The organism is Mesorhizobium sp. WSM2240, assembly GCF_040438645.1.
Classification (GTDB): Bacteria; Pseudomonadota; Alphaproteobacteria; order Rhizobiales; family Rhizobiaceae; genus Allomesorhizobium.
The window spans coordinates 48,400-67,775 of sequence record NZ_CP159255.1; the positions used below are offsets into that span (position 1 = coordinate 48,400).

Here is a 19,376-nt window from a genome sequence, read left to right on the forward strand (position 1 = left end):
GTGGCGCTCGATCTCTTCAATGCGACGGTGAAACATTTCGGCAAGGGGACGGACCCGCTGGAGCCCGGGCCGGGCCAGGATGTGCCGGTCCGCATCACTCTTACACCCGGTGATCCGGGCCAGCTTGAGATCGAGGTCCTTGACCTGGAACATCATACGGTATCGCAAAAAACCTGGACGCTTGGGAAAGAGGTCCCGACCACAATCACAACCCCGGAAGTGTTCACGGTCGTTGCCCCTGGTGACATGGCCTCGATTTTGGGGTTCTCGCCCAGCGGCACCGGGGTCACGCTCGCGGAGGTGCGGATCGAAATCCGCCCGCACCCCATCGGCGGGGCGCATAGCAATGAGGCGCCCTTCGCCGCGTTCATCTTCTGCTGGGACATAGATGCAAGCACCTTGCAGGACTTCAAGACAACCAATGATGTGACGATCACATCAACGACTGCTTTTCAGGCCCGGGTCTGCGCCGGGATCGCGTTCCAGCACCCACCGGCCGCGGGGCTGGGGCTATCGAACGTGCTGGTGCGCTTCGATGTCGAGAGCCTCGGCATCGGCTCGGGCTGGATCCCGCTCGGCGGTTTCGACTTGGTGCAACTTGAATTCCCGCCGCTTGGCCTGCCGGACGAGTTCTACATCCCGCCGCTTCTATTTTGGCTGAGGGAGATCGGGCTGAAGATGCCCGACGGGATCGAGCTTCCAGATCTCGACTGGGATTTCGATTTTCCCGACGAGTTCGACCTGCCGCTGGGGGTACGGTTCCGGGAAACCCATCTTAGGATCTATCGCCAGGATGGCAATTACCGGATCGATGCAATGGCACGGGAGCTAGTCCTGTCATGGGGCGAGTTCGAGTTCGAGCCTGAGGATGTCGAGCTTCACTTCCGCTCCAATGGCGACACCTACCTGTTTTATGCGCAGGTTTTCCACGCGCAATATCCCTCGGACGGAGACGACAGGGGGGAGGTCGGGCTCAGTCTGCCCTTCGGCGTGCTAGGCGGCAGTCTGCGCTGCGCGCGGGTGCGCGTCGGCGTGTTCGGACATAACAATGGGGGCAGCAAGTACCGCTTTTGCTTCGATACCTTGGTCGAAATCGGCGGGTTGAAAATCACCTCGAGCCTCGCCGGCAGCGACGGTGTTTTCTATGAGGCGGATCTCCGCTTGCTGCTTCGCGACGGCGTGCTGATGACTGCGGTGCCGACGAAAGTCCCCACGCTCCTGTTCGAAGGGCTCGAAGGCGAGGAGGTCTTCAAGGACTACGCGAACCAAATTCCGGCGCATTCCTTCGCCGAAAACTTGCGCGAGCCTGCTGAGCCGGGCGCGCCGAACGAATACGGGCTGTCCTTCCTCGACGGCGATTTCAGGCCGGGCGAGCGGCTTTTCGTGGCATGGTCGCAGAAGGGCAATCAGCTTCTTGAGGCCCTCGCGCATGATCTTCTGGGGCGTCCGCCCGCCGGTGTCATTCCCTCGGATGCCCAGGAAATCTGGGTCGCGCTGGAGCTGCTGTTCCCCACCGGCACGACCGGTGAGCGGGAATTGCAGGCCCGGCTGGACTGGCAGAAGGCGCCAGAGGACACTGCCGCGACCTTGCCAAGCCTCGCGCCGCTGGGAGCTGTGGAGGCGGATACGCCCGCACCGGCGAACGCGCCCGACGACCCGGTCTGCATCAAGCCGGGTGAACTGGGAGACGGTATCGCGCTTCCCCAAAATGGCAAAATCGACAAGGATGACAAAGTCCCGCCTGGCGCGCATATACTCGACTTGCCGGGCGTGCGCGTCCGGCTTGCGCGCGCTGAAACGCAGACTATTCTCCTGCGCAGCGATGCCGAACGGGGCGACAGTATCGCCTACCTGCTGCAATGGTTCGACGGAAGCCTGCCCGATGTCGCCAACGACACGCTTGTGGCAGAGGTTGGCGTCGATTTCTCGCTGACCCCCGACCGCGCGCCACGCCAGGTGCAGGAAAGCGGCGGCGAGACGCCCGGCGATTTCCTGAACGTGAAGCTGGGCTATGAGCGAGGCGCGCAGAATGCCCGTTCCGAAGCAATACAGGTGCTGAAACTGCGCAGGGGCGCAGCGCCGGATTTCTTGCAGGTCTACCGGACCGATGCGCCGCGGCTGAGCCGCCTCCTGCCCGTATCGCGGCCGCCGGTGCAACAAGACGCCTGCCCGGAGCGGGAATTGAACGCGTCCGACGTCGCGTCCGTCCTCCTGCCCGAAGACGTTTTCAGCGGCTTCTCGCTGCGTGATGCCAGCAGCTGGCGGCTTCTGGTGTCTTCGACGCTAGTAAGCTCGATCCTCAAGATGTTTGGCCAGGATGACGCGGACAAAGGGCGCCGGGTTAGCGTCGAGATCACCGAGATCTGCCTTCCGGAAAAGGCGCTCGACTATCTGCTGGTCAAGACGAGGATAAAGATCAATTTGTTCGGCGGAAAGCCAGGCGGGACCCCCGAGATCGAAGGTGATGTCGCGTTCCGCTTCGATCTCAAAACCCTGGCGTTGTCGGTCGAGGACGGGGCGGGCTTCGCGCTGCTCAAACCGGCCCATGAAGGTCTCCCAAGCTGGGCGCAGGCGCTGAACCCCGAGAACAAACCCGACGACTATATCCATTCCGATCCACTTGATATCGCCGGGCTGCAAATGTTCGGCATCGCGAAATCCGATCCCAAAGCCACCGGCGACCAGAAGATTCGGCTCCTGACGCTTGAGATCGAGGCCGGCCGCTTCCTTCTGATGGCGCCCGAAGGCACCGATCTTTTGCTTCGGTACGACGAGCTCGGCGAGGAGGGGCTTACCTTTCTAATTTCGACCTTCGAACTTGGGCCGGCCGGGCTGAACCTCAGCGCCGAGCTTCTGGCGACCAAGCTGAAGGTGCCAGGGCTAAAGCGGCCTTTTGCGCTCAATACCGCGAGCCTGTCGATCCGCAACAGCGATGTCGAGCGGATCGAGATCGGCGGCTCGGGACAATTGCCGGACCTGCTGAACGAGGCGCCGGTCGAGATCCTCGTGGTGCTGGAGCAAAACCCGCGCACAAAGCGCATCTTCCTTTCCGATTTCGAATGTACCCTCGGTGATGGGAACGCACCGATCTTCAGTAAGGGTACGCGCTGCAAGTTCGAGATCACGCGGCTATCGATCGGCAAGGACGACGCAAACGGAACCCGGCCCCTCGCCTGGTTCTTCCTGGTCTCGGGGGCGCTGCAATTCACTCCCGATCGGGCCGAGTTCAGCGGTGAGCTGCTGGAGGATTTCTCGTCCATCCGGCTGGAGTTCGAGAACGCGCCGCTGGGCGACGAGTTCTTCGAGCATGTAGAACTGATCGTCACCCTCCGCGAGCCGAAACGCTTCAAGGTGTTCTACCTGTTCGAGATGGAAGTCCGCTCGATCGGGTTCCATCCGAAATTCACCGGCTTCAAGGAGGACGGCCCTGCGATCATCATCGGGGGACAATGCGCCTTCGCAGATCTTGGCGATGTGCTGGCGGTAGAGATCGATTTCCACCGCTGCTATCTGGGCTTTCCCGCGGAGGGCGAGATCCTGCCGCAGGTCCATTTCAAAGGGCTCAGGGTCGAGATCGCGACCGGCGGGTTCAAGATCGCTGGGCGCGTCGATACATATGACGCGACCGATATCAAGGGGTTCGCTGGCGAAGGCACCATCGTCATCCCCGGCCTGCCCGAGCTTTCGGCGGCCTTCGCCTTCGTCAAGCTCCGGACCGGCGACGGCAGCTTCAAGCGCGCATGGTTCATCGCGATCGAAGCCGCGCGTATCAGTATTCAGATCGGGTCGCTGCCTTTGTACCTGCGCCAGGTCGGACTTGGCTTCGGCTATCGCTACACCTCGGTCATCATCAAGCGATTCGAGGAAGAAGAAGAGCTCGGGCCGCTGATCGCACTGATGTTGAAAGAGATTTCGCGTCATCAGTCGCTGGCGCGGATCGACACCTGGGCACCCGACCCCGAGCGGGCCGGGGAACAGGGACGGTGGTCGATCGGGATGGAGGCTGTCTTCTCGATGGCGTCGGCCAATTCAACGCCCACGACCTATGATGCCGCGGAAGAACGCAAGTTGCAGACCGTGGTGGCGCAGCTTCTGGTGTTCATCCGCTCGGACCTGACCTTCCTAGCGGCGGCAAAGGTCTGGCTACCGATCAGCACCGACGACTTTTTCGAGAACCGCGAGGGGATGCGGAACCGCCCGCTGGCGCTTGGCTTCATGATCTACTCAGCGCCCAAGAGCCGTTTGTTGATCCACGCAGCGAAGGGCAAGAACCCCTATCTCGGTCCGAAGGACCAGCCGGTCCCGGAAACGGTCAAGAAGATTCTCGACAATTCCCATTTCGAGGCGACCTTCCTGAGCGAGCCGGGCCTTGTTCATGCCGAGCTTGGCTGGCCGGACCGGCTGTTCTTCCGTTTCGAGATTGGCTCGCTCAAGCTCGAATGCCGCGGCGGCATCCTGTTCCGGGCGACCCGCGATATTCTGGTGCAGGGGATCTATTTCTCAGCCCATGGCTCGACTAATCTCGGCGGCGGCTTGTCGGTGGGGATCGTCGGCGTGCAGATCAGCGCGAAGATCACTGTCAGCCTCGCGATGCGGCTGATGATCGGGATCTCGCTGTCGCGGCCGCTGCAGTCAAATATCTATGCCGTCGTCGGGCTGGATGTTGCCGTCGATTTCCAGATCTATGCCTGGTTCCGGCTGAACCTGCGGTTCTGCAAAATCGAGATCGATCTTCATTTCCCGCTCCGCCTGCAGATCATCGTCGCGCTGGAGCTTGGTTGGGCCGGGGGTACCGACTTGGGCTTCCGCGGCCGCGCCACCGTTATGATCAGCGTCTTCGGGCGCGGCCTTACGGTGCGTGTCGCTGTGGGCGTGGGCGAAAGCGGAGTGAATCGGGCGCGCGCCGCCCTTGAGCCGTACATGCGCTCGTTCCTCGAACCCGGCGCCATCCCACCGATTCCCGGTCTGACAAGCGAGCGCGCAGCGCTGACTTCCGAGGCTCTGGCCGAGGTCGAGGCCGCCCGCAGCGCCAGTATCACGTCGCCCGCGGCTTTGGAACGGAAGGCCGCGCCTTCCGAGGTATTCGCGCCGGCTGTGCTCGAGACGGTAGCGGATGCCTTCGCGCTCGCGCTGGTCAAGGGGCCGAAGACGGAAGACGCAAAACGGCTCTGGATCGGCTGGGTCATGCCGAACGTCCAGGAAAGCAATTGGTTTTTCTATCCAGTCCCGACGGCCGATCGCCAGGGATATGCGACCCTGATCGTGCCGGGGGTTGCGGATGTCCGGGTCTTCCGCTCGTCGCTCTCGGGCAGCACGGTGCATTGGACCGAGGTCGGCCTCACCGGCGGAAATCACGTCATCGAATTCGTCTTCGATAAGGGAAACGATCTGGAACCGAAGTCCGATGACGGTCAGCCTTTGGCGAAGATCAACCTCATCACCATACTGGCGGGCTGCTACGAGCCGATGCATGACGAGAATATCGGAACAGGGGAGGAGCCCTTCCCGCTGAACTGGGAGAGATCGCCATTCGCGCTTCGGAATGTCCGGATGAATCGTCCCGAGGTGAAGCGCGACGACCGTCTGCTCGACCCGAACAACCCGGCGCAATCGCCGAAGCGGCAACTTGACCCCGATCATCCCTATGACAAGGCCCTGATGCGCGCCACCGACCGCGACAGCATTGAGCACAAAGGGGACGCTTTCTCGGAGGAAGAGAAAGCGCGGCCTTCGGATATCACGCTGGCTCGCAGGCAGCTTCGGGACCAGGCACTGGGAAATCAGTCCTTCCTGCTCCGCTCGTTCGCCGATGACGCGCAGTTCCTGGCCGCGAACACGCCGCTTGTGGGCGATGTCCCTCAGGACGTGAAACTCGCACCCGGGGAGCGCCCGACGCTTGCGCATATGGGCCTTGTGGTGGCCGTGGTGGCCGAGACCTGTCCGGACTGGCTTCGGACCTATCCCGGCACCGACAACCTGGCTAGGGCGACGCTCGATTTCACGGACGCTCACAAGGGCGAAGAGGGCGATGTGCACTTCTCCGGCGGCATCAAGCCGGTCATCGATTTCGACGCGGCTGATTTCGAGACCAATCCGCCGACGCTCGACAATCTGCTGGTCCGGGTGGACAGCGAGACGCTCAACATCGGTTGGGATCTTGTCTGGGGACCGCAGGGCATCCCGCGCGGAGAGTGGGAGCTGGACGGCAAGGACGGTAAGGATGCGCCGCCGCCTGATCCCGAGGATTTCCTCTGGGGCTACCGGGTCGAGCTTTTCGTTGAAGGGATCAAGGAAGCAGTCGACGTGACCACGGCGGGCCCGGGCGATCTTCTGGTGCCCCCGGAGGAAGCGGGGGACCAGAGAGCCGCCGCAGGCGGAGCAGATCACAGGTCGATGATCCGACTCAAGTTGCGCTACCAGTTCAACAAGGCTCTGAATGAGCTTGGTCTGGGTCGCGAGCTGTCGGTTCAGCGCAGCTTCACCGCCCTGATCACGCCGATCGCCCAGGACGGCACCCGGGGCAAGACCTGGACCGCCACCGCAAGTCAGGTGCCCTCGGCGACGCCGATGCCCGCCGACGATGCAGCGCTGAAGCTGAAGTTCGACGCCCATGCAGCGGAAGACGGGAAACTGCCGCCCATGCGCGGCACGCTCGAATGGCGCGAGCTTGTGCCGCCCACCCGCCCTGATGTGGCGACCACCCAGCGCTGGCAACTGATCCTGCGCCCCTTGCCGCGGCTGCCGCTTGGCGCCTACCCGCTCGAGGCGACGGATACCTCGGATGCGGGGATTGCCGGTGTCGCTGGCCTTTCGCCGCAGAATGGCGATATCATCGTCGCGCTGAAGGCGATGAACCAGCTTGAGGACGGTGGGTTTGCCGAGAGACGGACCACCGATAAGCCGTCCGCCGAAGGTGACGGCGTACGCGAGCCGATGCTGCAGCGGTGGCTGCTGCCACTCAATGGGGTAGACCTAGATGAGATCGCCGAGGCGGTACTGGATTATCGCGGACGAGTTGTCCCCCCAGGCAGCGCTCTTCGAGAGCTGGCGCAAGGCTTTTTCAATCAGGTTCCGGCCACCGAAGCTGATGGCGCGGGCTGGCGCGTCTTCCTCCGCGCTATGGCTGACGCGCCGCTCAAACCCGATGAGATGGGGGACCCGGAGGCTAACCTCGTTCCCGGTCCGGCCTCCGCCATGGTCCGCGTCCGGTTTCTGCTGGAGGGCCAGGCTTCGCTCGAGGAGAGCACTGAGACGAGCGGCGCGACGCCGCTCGACCACCTCGAATGGGTTTCCGAGACTCCTCCCCATCCCGGACAAGTTCCGGGAGTCGAGACGGTGCAGGGTCGGATCCACAATGCCGCAATCGTTGACGAGGGTGGCGAGCTGAAGCTGAAGTTCCTGCCGCAACCGGGGCGCGACCGGGGCGTGACGATCAGCTGGAGCGCCGTCAGCGAGAACTTCGCATTGGAACAGGTGGCTGCCTACGAGCTTTATGAGGCGCCGATGGACGCGCTCGTCAACTTCAGCCGCGCCGCGACCGCCGATGGCAAACCCGTGCCGGGCTTCGGGCCGCGCTGGCAAAAGCTCCGTGAGATCCGGCCGGCCGACCGCGAGATCGCGCAGCGCGCGGTCACCTCATTTGTCCAGCCGGAGATTTGGGACAGCACGCCGCCCTCGGCCCGGCAGACGGTGGAGTGGATGGTCCGCAAAGACATCCCGCCCGAGGACATGCCTCAGAGCCGCCCCGGCTGGTACTCCTGGGCGGAAAGCGAGCTTCTGTGGCCCGACTGGTTCCAGGATGCCGAGAGTACACTTGTGGCCGTGGGCCTGAAATCGAGCGACTCGCCCTTCTTCGAGGCGGTCAGCAAGGCCAAGGCGCCCGGAGATCTGACTTGGGAGGAGATCCTGGCCATTCTGGCTGCGCGCCGGGATCTAGGAGAATACTACGCCAAGCGCCGAGTCCATCCTTGGCTCCTGATGGTCATCGGCACGCTCGCGGCACGGGGGGCGCCCAAATCGCTGGGCGGGACCGATGTGGAGGCGAGCTACGAGGTCGAGATCAGCCCTGGCAAACTCTTCCTGGAACCCGAAGGCGGCAAACCCGATCCGGTCAAGTGGGTGGAGAACGACCTTGCGCAGCTCGATCCGCTGGGCTGGGGGGCTCTGTCGCAGCTCGGGCTAGCGGCCACGATTGCGCTTCGCGACCCGCTCACGGGCGTTTACTGGTCGCAAGCGGAGCTGCGGGCCGAGCTGTCGGAGACGTTGGACGATCTTCAGGTTTATATCCAGCGCTACAATGAGCTGGTTCCCGAGGACCTGGAGTCAAGGCACGCGATGTCCCTCGATGCCCGGCATGTGGCGCTCGACCTGCCGCTCCAGACCAACTGGGCCATCCGTGCCGAGCCCGGCATGGCTAGTCTTTCTGACAACCGGACGCTGGCCATGCTTCAACTGGCGCTGAGGCCAGTGCCGGAGCATCTCGAGAAAATACCTCCCTACAGCTACACCCCAGCGCAGCGGGCGAAATACGGAGAGAGTCTTCCTGAGCTGCCGAAAGCGCCCGGACCGATCTTCTACGAGGTGCTCAGGGTCGAACTCGACAAGGAGGAAAGGGAACCCGCGGGACAAGTCTGGTTCCGCGTGGATGTCGAAGTGATCTATCCTGAACGCGAAGGTATGCCGAGGACAGTCTTCGGTCCTGCGGACAATCCGATTGACGTCAAGAAAATCACGCCGGGCGGTGAGCTGCTTCTTGTCCGCTGGCAGTATGTGCCGTCGTTCGACGCGTTGTCGCAGCAGCACTATGTGACCGAGCGCCTGCAGGCCGCGCTCGAGAATGGCGACGTGCTGCCCATTAACGAGGTCAACGATCAGCCGCTTCCGCAGATTTTGAGCGGCGGGGGCGTATTGGCCGAAACTCCGTTCGGCCGATTCGATAACCTCGAAAGCTGGGCCGACCACGTGTTCGGCTTTGTGTTCGATGACAGCGACCAGTCCCAGCCGAAATGGACCCGGGCAGCCAGGCCGCCCGAGGACTCCCGCTTTGGCCGCTTTATTGGCCACCTGATCCGCGCATTCACCTTCGTGAACGAAAGTGTCGAGGAGGGGCAGCAGGCCGAGGCCGAGAACCACGCGCGCGAGGAGATGACGGCAAAGATCTACGCAGACGAAAAACTCCTGGAGAAATACATGCTCTGGGCCGAGCGTTTCTTTGCTGCGGCTCCGATCGTTGAGCGAACGGACCCGTTCAAGAACGAGCAGATGCTGGCAGTTTCCGGCGGAATTCTGACTGAGCCGGATCGCCTGACCGCGGTCGCGCCGAAGCGCATCGATCCGGCGCGGCTCGCTCCGGGCGGCGAGGGTCTCTACAGCTACACCCACCCAGTCAAGGAAGACTGGGCCAGTCAGCGCGCGTATGCGGTTCGGCTCGTACCACGCTGGTGGGATCTTCGTTATCCCAACACGGCGGTGCCGCAGCCTGATTTCACGCCGATCTGGGACGGGGATAAGGAAAACCTGCCCACCCCGGAAAAGCTTGGCCACAGCCGAAGCGTCATCACGATCCCACGCCGCCGCAAGGTCGAGCCGGTTAAGCTGATCGGTCTGCGCAATGTGTTCAGCGACGAGGGTCGCGAGTTCACCGAGATATCGCTGAGCGATCATGTGGAAGCGCATCTGAGCCGCGCCAACGTGGCGCTCGCCCGGAAACTGGAGTTCCAGGATATCATGCGCCGGTTCTCGATGGAGTTCCGGCATGTGGATTGGCTCGTCCGCCTTGCCCGTTTCGTTGGTGGCAGTCTGAAGGAAAGGCCCGAACCGTCCTTTGCCCAGGCCGAAGTGATCGAAGGCGAATGGACGAAAATCGCGCCGGAGGCAAGCTTCGAGGAAAGCACCAGCGATTACCTCTCGGCCGCGCCCATTGCACGGTTTGGTGGCCAGCGGCTTCTGACGCCAACCGAGCCCTTCTATTTCAGACAGCAGGCCGAATTCGTCGCACGCGCCAAATCGGTCAAATCGTCGACAACCCGCGTCCGGCTGCCGGTCGCGGCGGCTCTTCCGCCGCGACCGCAAAATGGCAAGGTGGACAGCCACGAGCCGATTGCCTGGGCCGAGGTGCCGGGCGGCGAGTTGGACGCACTTGATGGGCTCGAGAAGGCCATTCTCGACGCCATCGGCGACGCCACGTTAAAAGAGCGGATCTGCGGGTACCTTCGGCCCTGGGCCTATCGGCCCAACACACGCTTCCCACGGCTTTTCGAGGCGCTACCGGCGGCGTCTCTCGGCACCTATTTCAAGTCCGAAGCCGATCAACAGGCCTATGGGAAGCTGCCGGATTTCGAAGCCCGGCTGGAGATCGTGAGCGAGACGCGGGTCAATGGCGCTTCGGCTGTGCGCAATACGATCGCGGTGATCGACGCAAGTCGCGCGCCCGAGGGCGCCGCCTCGCACCCGTTCCTGCTGCGCCGGGTTTCGTCGCGTTACGAATTCGGCGAGCTGCGCGTTCCGGAAAAACAGGACTGGTTCGACGGCCTAACACTTTCGCTTGTCATTGCGCCGAGGATGACAGGCCCCGCCACAGCCGAGATTACGCCCGATCTGAGCCGTGCCGACGAACCCTCGGCGAGCCGCCCCCAAGAGCTTGTCGATTCAGGCTCAAGCGAACAGCTTCTCGGACCAAATCAAATGCCGGTGACGGGACCGTTGGCCCAGCTTCTGCCACTCTGGCAGCGCCTGGCGGTAATCGAGGAGAGCGGCAAGATCATGATCCGGCTCTGCGCGCCACTCAAAGGGCCGCGCTGGCTATGTCGCGCCCAAATGTCCCGCGAGATCGACCTGGCACCGCTCTCCGGCCCCGATCTCAAACTCGGGATTCGCACACTCCTCGATGTGGAGCGCCGACGTGCTTTAGCGATGGTCGGGGTGACCGAAGCCGGCGAGGGTCTCACAACCGCCGGTCTCTTGCGCGATATTGAAGATACGAATGCGGCGCTCCTCTCCGATATTCTGCCGGCTGCTGACCTGGATGCCATCAAGGGCGTGGTAGTGAATCTCCTGAGGATCGGGCAAGCTATCTATCGCCTGCGCGATCGTGTCTGGGACGTTGTGACGGGCAGCGACGATCTCGCCGAGGGCGATCGGCTTTTGCTGTCGGCCAGGCGGGGGCCGAAAGACCCGGAGACGGAGACGCTGTTCGACGACTACGCCAAGCTCGCGGCTAAGTGTGGCGTGGAAGCCGCGACCACCCGGGAGCCGCGGTGGGTCCTGATGATGAAGATCAGCGAGATCAGCAGGGAGATCGCCGAGGCGGGTTACCTGCCGTCAGATTCGAAGGAAACTCTGACGATCATGGCGCATCATGGAAATCTGGCGCCGGTCGAATGGGACATCCATGACGCGAGCGACGGCGGAGACGCGGCATGACCATTAACGCTGATGACCTGATTGCGCTATTTCCGTCACTCTACAGTCGGCGGGACAAGGGATCGAGCGCGGCGATAAAGAACCGCGACTGGGAGGCGCTCCGTGTGCCGAGGTTCCGGGGCATAGGACCCTTCTGGTCCTTCGGAATGATCCTCGACGACCAGGATGGCGCGGTGCGTAGACCGAGGCTAGACGTACTCGCCGAAGCGGGCGAGACTATCGACCTGAACGCCACGCTCGGGAATCTGCACAAGCCTCTGCTCCTGCGCACCAGCCTGGCGGATCTCTGGTCATCCAGGGAGACAAGGCCCAGCAGGGCTCGGAGGTCGCGCCTTAGCGTGCTAGCCGTTGACACATTCGCCGATGGCGAAGAATGGCCGCTGCCGAATGATGGGAGCAAGTCCGGCTTCGACAACGAGCGCAGCAGCGCCCTGATCTTTGCGCCTTTCGGGCAGTTTCCGAAGAACGAACCGAGTGCCTTCTTTATGCCGGCCGCGCGGCTGGTCTCGGGCGAAATCTGGTTCACGCCGCAGGCCAATTACCGGCCGGCGCTGCTGGAAGCACTTCAACTTGAAGAACCGGGAGGAGAAAAGGATCCGAAAATCGCGCTCTTGCCCGATGGGTTCGGATTTAAGGCAGGCGTCAGACTACCGTGGATAGACGAACCGCTGAACGCCTGGATCAAGGTGACCACCAGACCGGGGGTAGAGCGAGACCAGCCGGTGCTCCGGCTATGGCGGGGGCGCGATCCGAAGCTGGACGATGACTGGCAGCGGGCGCTCGATGAATTCTCGCAAGGGTTCGGCAAGGCGAAGGCGGGTCAGGACGCGCCGGCCTGGCTGTCGCTGGCAACGACCGAGCGGTTCGCGCCGGAGCTGTTTTTCTGGCCGCTTGAGATTCGGGAACAGGTCCTGCTTTTCCGCCGCAAGAACAAGGCCCGGTCGGTTTCGCTCGAAGGGCGCGGATTTCTGGCCGAGTTGGGCAAGGGCGGGCCGCAGATTGCCGTCCGACCGGAGGTCTTCGAGGTCGGTCCAGGTGACGACGAGACGCTCGAAATCACGGCGCACGAGGAGATTCTCGTTCCGGTCGAGGACGCTGAGGGCCTGATCACGCTTGCCGATCCGAAGCCGGACGGGCTGACCGCGATTTATCGCTTTCACGCTGATGGCGAGACCCTCAGACTCGCCGATCGGGTTGGCAGCGAGGCGCTTTCGCTGGCCGTGCCGCTTCTGTCAAATGCGGCGCGCCTGCGTGAGGCGATGGGGTTCGACGAGCCGCGGCGTGCCTCCGGCGACCGCCAGGCGCCTATGCCGCTGGTGGAAGAGGCCACGGAACCGGAGGAAGGCGACGACCCGGATGCGCTGCGTGCCGTACCGGGGCCAAAGCCGGCAGAGCCGCCCTCTGCCCGGCTCTGGCTTTACACGCCGCTTCGAAATGGCTGGCTGCATTGGCCATTTCCGAACGCTACCAACGAGTTCCTCACCTTCATCAGTGAAAACGACGGGTCCGATCCGCCCACGCGCGTGGAGCGCGCTGTGACCAGCGGGCTTTGGCGGATGCAGAATGTCAGCGGCGATCTTGAGCGGGCTTGGGCGCTCTCGCTCTTCAATGGCATGTCAGTCGATCTTTCGCTTGCGCTTGCACGGGATGGTCCGCTTTGGAAAGTTAAAACGGCTGACATCACACTTGGCGGACTGTCTGCGCGGTTCGACGGTGTGCTGCCGGTCACCGCCTTTGCGCAGCGGCCGGAGCGGTTTCTGCCCGAGGCGGCGGATCGCGCGCTCCGTGCCTCAGCGCTGACCGCCGTGACACCCGATACGTTGGTCGGCGAGGATGACCGGCTCTGGCGGCTCGACGCAGAGGGCATGCGGGTAGTCGTCAGACTTGCCGGTGACGGCGAGGCCCTGACGCTTCATCCCACGAGCGACGGGCGCCGGGTCGGGTTCCGAGCGGGTCACCGACTGGAGCTCAAGGTGCATTGGCCGACGGCTGCCGTCGATGCCGAAAGTCTCTTCCAGCCGCGCGGGAGCGAGGATTCCCTGCCCTGGCTCTGGCAGTCCCACAAGGTGCTAGGCACCGTGCAAACCCTGCCGCTCGCGGCGGCGGGCGAAGCGACCAATGCCCCTTCGGGCAACCGCGAGTTTGCGCCGCTCCGGCGGGTCCAGCCGAATCGGGTCGGGCCCGAGGTGCTCGATCTGCGCTTCTCCGAACCCCTCGAAATGACCCATAGCGCGGTCACTTATGACCCGGGGGAACATCTCTATCAACGTCCGGGCGCCACGCTGCCCTGGGACAACGAGGTCGGGCAAGCGATCACGACGCTGCCTTCGGTCACATTGTTCGTCGGCGGGGTGGTCGGGAAGTCTCTCCGGCTCAGTGATGAGTCCTGGGGCGACGCGACGCTTCTGAACACGAGCGGCGAGGCGCTTGCGGCCGATATTCGCTATGATATCGCGCTGGCCGACGAGAGCTTTGCCCTTGCCACCTTGCCGCCGCCCGACCCCGACCCCGAAGCGGCGACGGGTGAGCGCGGCGCAGCCTCTGCCGCGGAGACCGGCACGATGGGCGCAGTGTTCCGGCCCGGGCCCTGGAACGCGCCCGGCGGCGACACGCCCGACAGCGCGTGGTTCCCCGTCTGGGTCGAGCGCAGCCGGCAGCTGGCGCTCGCCGCCGTCTACGACCGCCGGATGATCGCCGGTGAGAGTGGCGGTCCGGGCCGCCTGAAGAATCTCTTTGCCGAGACTGACTATCCCCTTGAGAAAGTCTCGCTTGAGATCGGTCTCGGTCTTTCGGAACCGGAAGGCGAATACGAGGGGGACGAGACCGGTGTTCGGCTCGACTATGCTGGCCGGATGTCGCTTGAATTCATTGGCAGCCTCGGCATGGGCACGATCGAACTGAACGGGCTCCCTAGCGCCGGCGATCTGATGGGTATCGCGGGGCAGTTTCCCCGGTCGGAAGATCACAGAGCCGAGGTGCAGCTCGGCACCATGCAGGGTGATGCGCTGATCGGCGGGCTCTGGGATCAAGCCGGGTGGAAACTTGCGTATCAGCCGCAAGAACCGGCCGCGGAAAGCGTGCGTTTTCGCAAGGCGACGCGCGAGGCCACCGAGATCGCGGGCGGTGACGTCAAGGTTCGTGGCCTCGATCAGATCTTTCTCGGTTCACTACGAAATACGCTGGATGTGCGGGTCGGCAGCGACGCCGCCGCCCCGCCCTTGCGGCTCTATTTCCGGGACGTACCTTTTGGCAGCACCCCCGGCGCGGGCGCGCAGCTGACTGCGGATTTGCGCGACGCCTTCAGCCAGTCGGAAACCGGCTGGGACAGGGCGGCGAACGGGCTATCGCCTGACCTGAACCACCGGCTGGGCTTCGCCTGGTCGCTGAGCCAGGAGGGTGCCGGCGGCCATGTGCTGTTCGGCCCCTTCGCCTTCGAGCCTCTGGCGATGATCGGTGCGCTGATCGCCGACGGGACGGGCCGGCTTGAAGAAGCGCGGTTTGAGGGGCGGATCAAGTTGGTCGTACCCCGGCCCTCGGATATGGGAGGAGACACGGGCCTTGCCTTCCTCGAAGGGACGGGCAGCGCCACACTGACGATCGCGCGCGACGTGTACGGTGTCCTAACGGCAAGCTGCGCGGTTCCCGAACTCGACCTGCCGCTCAGCGATTCGCAAGCCGAGGATCGTTTCGTGGCCCGTTTTCGGGCGAGCGAGATCGTCCTTGGCGAAGGCGCCTCCTCCATTGAGGGGCAACTGGTGTTCCCGGTGGGCGAAGCCGAGGTCGCGGTCGACGTGACCGCCGACATGGCTCGTGTCGCAACTGCATCCACCCCGTCCCTGGTCAAGGCGGAGCTGGGCAGGCTCACCGTCGGAGAGGCAAGGCTGCGGCTTCCGCCCGTCAACTGGGCCGGAACGCTCTCGGTCGACCCTGTGACTGCCAGCGTGGGCATCTCCACCGCTTTCGGCGCTGAGAAGGGCCGCTATGTCATCCGGGAACGGTACAATCTGATCGAGCCGGGCCTGATGGCCGAGCATAGCGGGAGCATTCTGCAGATCTCCGGTCAGGAGCTTGCGCTCAGCCCGACGCTGACAACACGGCGCGACGACGACCCCCTGAGCGATCGGATGCTGGCCTTCAATTGGCAACTGCCAGTCGGGATCCTGCCCACACCGTTCTGCGGCGCGTTCGACGTGCTTGGCGGCGAAGGTGCGGCGCTGCTCCTTCTGGGCGAGTACATGTCCGACGGCTTCAAAGTCACCAGCGTCACGCACAGGGCGCGGCTTTCCGTCTCTGGTGAAGGTGCCACGCTGGAGTTGGTCTATCCCTCCTTCGATGACCGATCCGAGACGCCTTCGCGGGTGATGCTCAGCGGGCGGTTGGAGGTACGTAACCTGCACCGGTTCGCCAAGATGGATGTGACCGTCGACGGGGCGTATCTGACGGCGACGCTCAATTCGGCGGCACCGACATTCCAGCATGACCTTGTAGCCCGCATCGAGGGCGCTCCGGTAACGCTCGAGGACCTGCACGAGGGTTGGCTTCGGCTTTCGGCCGCCGTCAACCATGAGCTCAGCGACGCGGCCGGCACCGATGCGAAGTGGACCAGCCACCAGCTGATCACCCTTTTCTCCGATCGCGGGTTGAAGGGCATCCTCACCGCGCTTCTCACCCAGCCGGGTGAAAGCGTTCTGACCCATGCAGGCACGCTCGGCGTGGACGTCACGGTCAAGGCGCATGTCGTCCGGTCCTGGGCGGCCATGCCCTACGGGCTCAACAAGGCGCAGGCCGAGGCGGTTTTGGCCTGGCTCGAGGCCGATGGCGGGCGCCGCTGTTTTCTGGAGGCCTCGGCCCATCACGTTCTGAGACCCACCGGCGAGGCAGCGCCGCTGAACCATCTACCGCTCCCAGCGATCGGCGCGTTCCAGGACCCTGCCGCCGATATCCCGCCGCCCTTCGACACGCTCGTGAACATCACGGACGACGTGAAGCTGCGCCGGTCCAGTCGGCCCGGCGACGGTATTGAATTGCCGCCGCTCGACCCTGCTGTGGCGGCCCGGATCGACGCGCGACTCGCCGAGGCCCGCCAGGAGGCGCGGGCCGACCGCATCGATCTCGCGAGCGCCCTCTGGAAACGGCGGAGCGAGCCGAGGCCGCGAGCCCTGTTCCAGGGGCAGACCGAGGCCGAGGTCGATGCCGCATGGACCTGGAGCGACCCGGAGGAGTTTCTGGGCACGGCCGATGTCTCACTGCGCCTGTCGTATTGGAAAACCGAGGGTCCGGTGACAGCCTACACGCTTGCCCCGGGAACCTGGAGAGACGCGGATTTCGTCTCGAAGGAGCTGGTCGGAAAGACGCGCTCCCAAGACACGATCAAGACGACCGCGGCCTATTTCAAGGCTTGGGAGATGTTGGGAAGCCCCGCGCAGCATCTTGTCCCGGGCAGCGACGACCGGGGGGCAGCATCAAATCACAAGGATCCGGCCGTGGGCGTCAGCGTTCGCGCGGCCAGCCGCGACAACAGCGAGATCACCGAGATTGCTCGCATCGTCCTGCCCGTGCGCGCGCTGTTCGACGATCCCGCGCAAGACGGAGATGACGATGGGGGCGCCGGCATTTCCATCCGGGCGCTGGAGATGGCACGCGCTAAGATCGGCAAATGGGCCAGAGACATTCTGGCGCGTGAGGCGCCATGGGCGGATGTAGCCCTTGTCGAGGCCGACAGGCTGGTCGGGACGGCGCCCTTTCCGTTGGTGATCATGAGCGTAGATAGTTCGTCGCCCGCGCAACGCCGCGTCAGGCGCGCCGCGCGAGCGTACCGGAAGGGTGCGCGACCCCAGCACCAGCGACTGGCGCACCCGCCGCGGCCTGCCGCACTCACCGCGGGCGCGGCGGAAGGCTATCTGCCGTTCCGCGCAGGCTCCGAGATCCTTACCGACGCCTTCGGTGCGCTGCGTTTGGAAGGGCAAACCGAGGTCGCGCTCACCGCCACTGCCGCGGTATCCGGCTTTGGCTTGGGCGCGACAGCGCAGCGCGTCGTTCCAGCCGAGAGGCTTGGCACTCATCAGGGCTTCTGGATCAGCGATCGTGAGACGATCGTCCCGCGCCCATTCGAAGCGTTGCCCTATCTCGAAGCCGATACCGTCGGGGTCGAGATTACGTTCGCCCTGCCGCCTGATCCGGCCACCGGTTTTCCAGTCGCGCTGGCTCCCGCGGCGTCAAGCGGACTTTATCCCAAGGCTGATCCCAAAGCGGGATCGAGCCCCCACCGGACCTATCATTTGCCGCCCTTGCAAATTCAGTCGCAGATCGGCGTCCGGTCCGGGGCCTGGAACACGCGCCGCATCGGGATAGACGAGGTCGAAGCCGATTCAACTGGCGGACTTGCCGTTACACCTGCACCGCAGGCTCCCCTGATACAGCGCACTCCTAGGCCGGTGGAACTCGGCGTCAACGATCGGACCCGGGCCAGTGCTTTCGAGCCGAGACATTTTGATCTGGCCTCCGAACCGATGGCCATTCTCCACGACCGCGGGCAGCGCATCACCGACCCGCCGGACGAAGAAGAGCCCGATCCGGGCGGTTTCGGCGGCGAGGGAGAGACCGCGGTCTTCCTCGACGCGGCGCTGAAAGCGGGTCTCGACCGCCGGCCAAGAGGCCGTGGCGCTCTCATCGTGAAGCTAAAGGCGCCGAAATTCGCGCTGCTCGGGCCGGATTGGCAGGGCGAGATCACGCTAACGCGGGTGGCGGGTTTCGGTGCGCCGCCTCCGGACTGGTCTGTAAAGAGTGCCATCATACAGGTTGGCGAGAATTTGTATCTTGGTCAGGGCGATGGCTCGTTGACGGGGGGTGACGGCACGATCCAGCTCGTCGGATTCCGGAAGGGTGGACGGTCGCTTCTGACGGATCTGCTGGATTTGCCGGGTGCGACGCCTTTGACCCTGCGCGTGCTTCTGTCGGCACCCGGGATCGAGCGCCAGCTTGTCTTCGGGCTTTACAAGACGGGCGGCGAGGCACCTCTGGTAGACCGCGCCGCCTTCCTGCGCTTCGACGATCCCGCCTATAACGACCGGCTGACCGGCCTGCCCAAGCTCGACCGGGTGCCCATTCCCGGCACCACAGGCACGGAATTGGTGTTTCTCGGCGAGCGGAACGAGGTGACGCCAGGCGATTACCTGACGCTGGCCGCCGCGCTCGTTTCGACCGTACCGGGAAACAATCCGGAGGCAGAGTTCTTCGCGCTCGAGGAGGAGATCGACAAGCAGATTGTGCGAGTGTTGAGACTTAGGCGCATTTCGGGCGGGGCACCCATACCGATGGCTATTCGCGCCGAACGGCGGCGGCCAGGCACAAACACGGCCGTTCAACTCGATCTGATCCCCCCAGATCCCAATGCGGAGGCAGATTTCGCGATCATGTCGCAATCGCTTTATCTTTATAAGATTAAGAATGTCGACGAGAACCTTGGCGAAAGGCCTTTGATCGCAGGGGACCGGCTATCGATCCGCCTTGAACTTGGAGAGGGCGAGGCGAAGGAACAGGCGATCTTGCGCTTCGATGTGGTCGAGAAGCCCAGATTTCCCAGTAACCCGGCGGCCTTTGCGTTTAAAAGCTTTCTATGGGAGGATAAAAAACACGGGGCAGCGGCCGACAATTTGCGACGTCAGCTCTCGGTTCCGCTTTACGCTCGGTTGGCCGAGCCCTCGGTCATTGAGCTTGTCGATCCGCGCGACATGCTGCGTGGCATCGTGCGCCGGAGAGCAATCTACTATTGGCGGGACTTCCTGCAACCGTCGGCCGATGGGCTCAACTGCCGCTTTGCTCTGATGAAGAGCGGCCGCACAGGCGCTACTTGGCTGCCGAACAGCATCGATGATGATTGGGCGCTCTTAGACTCTCCATCCGTGCAAACTTCAAGGTCCACTGACTGAATTGACTTGAGCGTATCAAGGAACAAT

The 19,376-nt window shown here is 63.7% G+C and carries 2 protein-coding genes; both read left to right on the forward strand.

The window, feature by feature from the left end:
• Positions 1-11,421, forward strand: a complete 11,421-nt coding sequence (locus ABVK50_RS29125; protein WP_353646189.1) for a hypothetical protein — start codon at positions 1-3, stop codon at positions 11,419-11,421.
• Positions 11,418-19,349 carry a hypothetical protein gene (locus ABVK50_RS29130; RefSeq protein WP_353646190.1) on the forward strand — a complete coding sequence of 2,644 codons (7,932 nt, stop codon included), beginning with the start codon at positions 11,418-11,420 and terminating at the stop codon, positions 19,347-19,349. Before ABVK50_RS29125 ends, ABVK50_RS29130 begins: the two co-directional genes overlap by 4 nt.
• Positions 19,350-19,376 lie beyond the last annotated feature (27 nt).

What these genes read in the sequence shown, in the direction of transcription:
- ABVK50_RS29130 (WP_353646190.1), top strand. Translation starts at nt 11,418, where the DNA reads ATGACCATTAACGCTGATGACCTGATTGCGCTATTTCCGTCACTCTAC.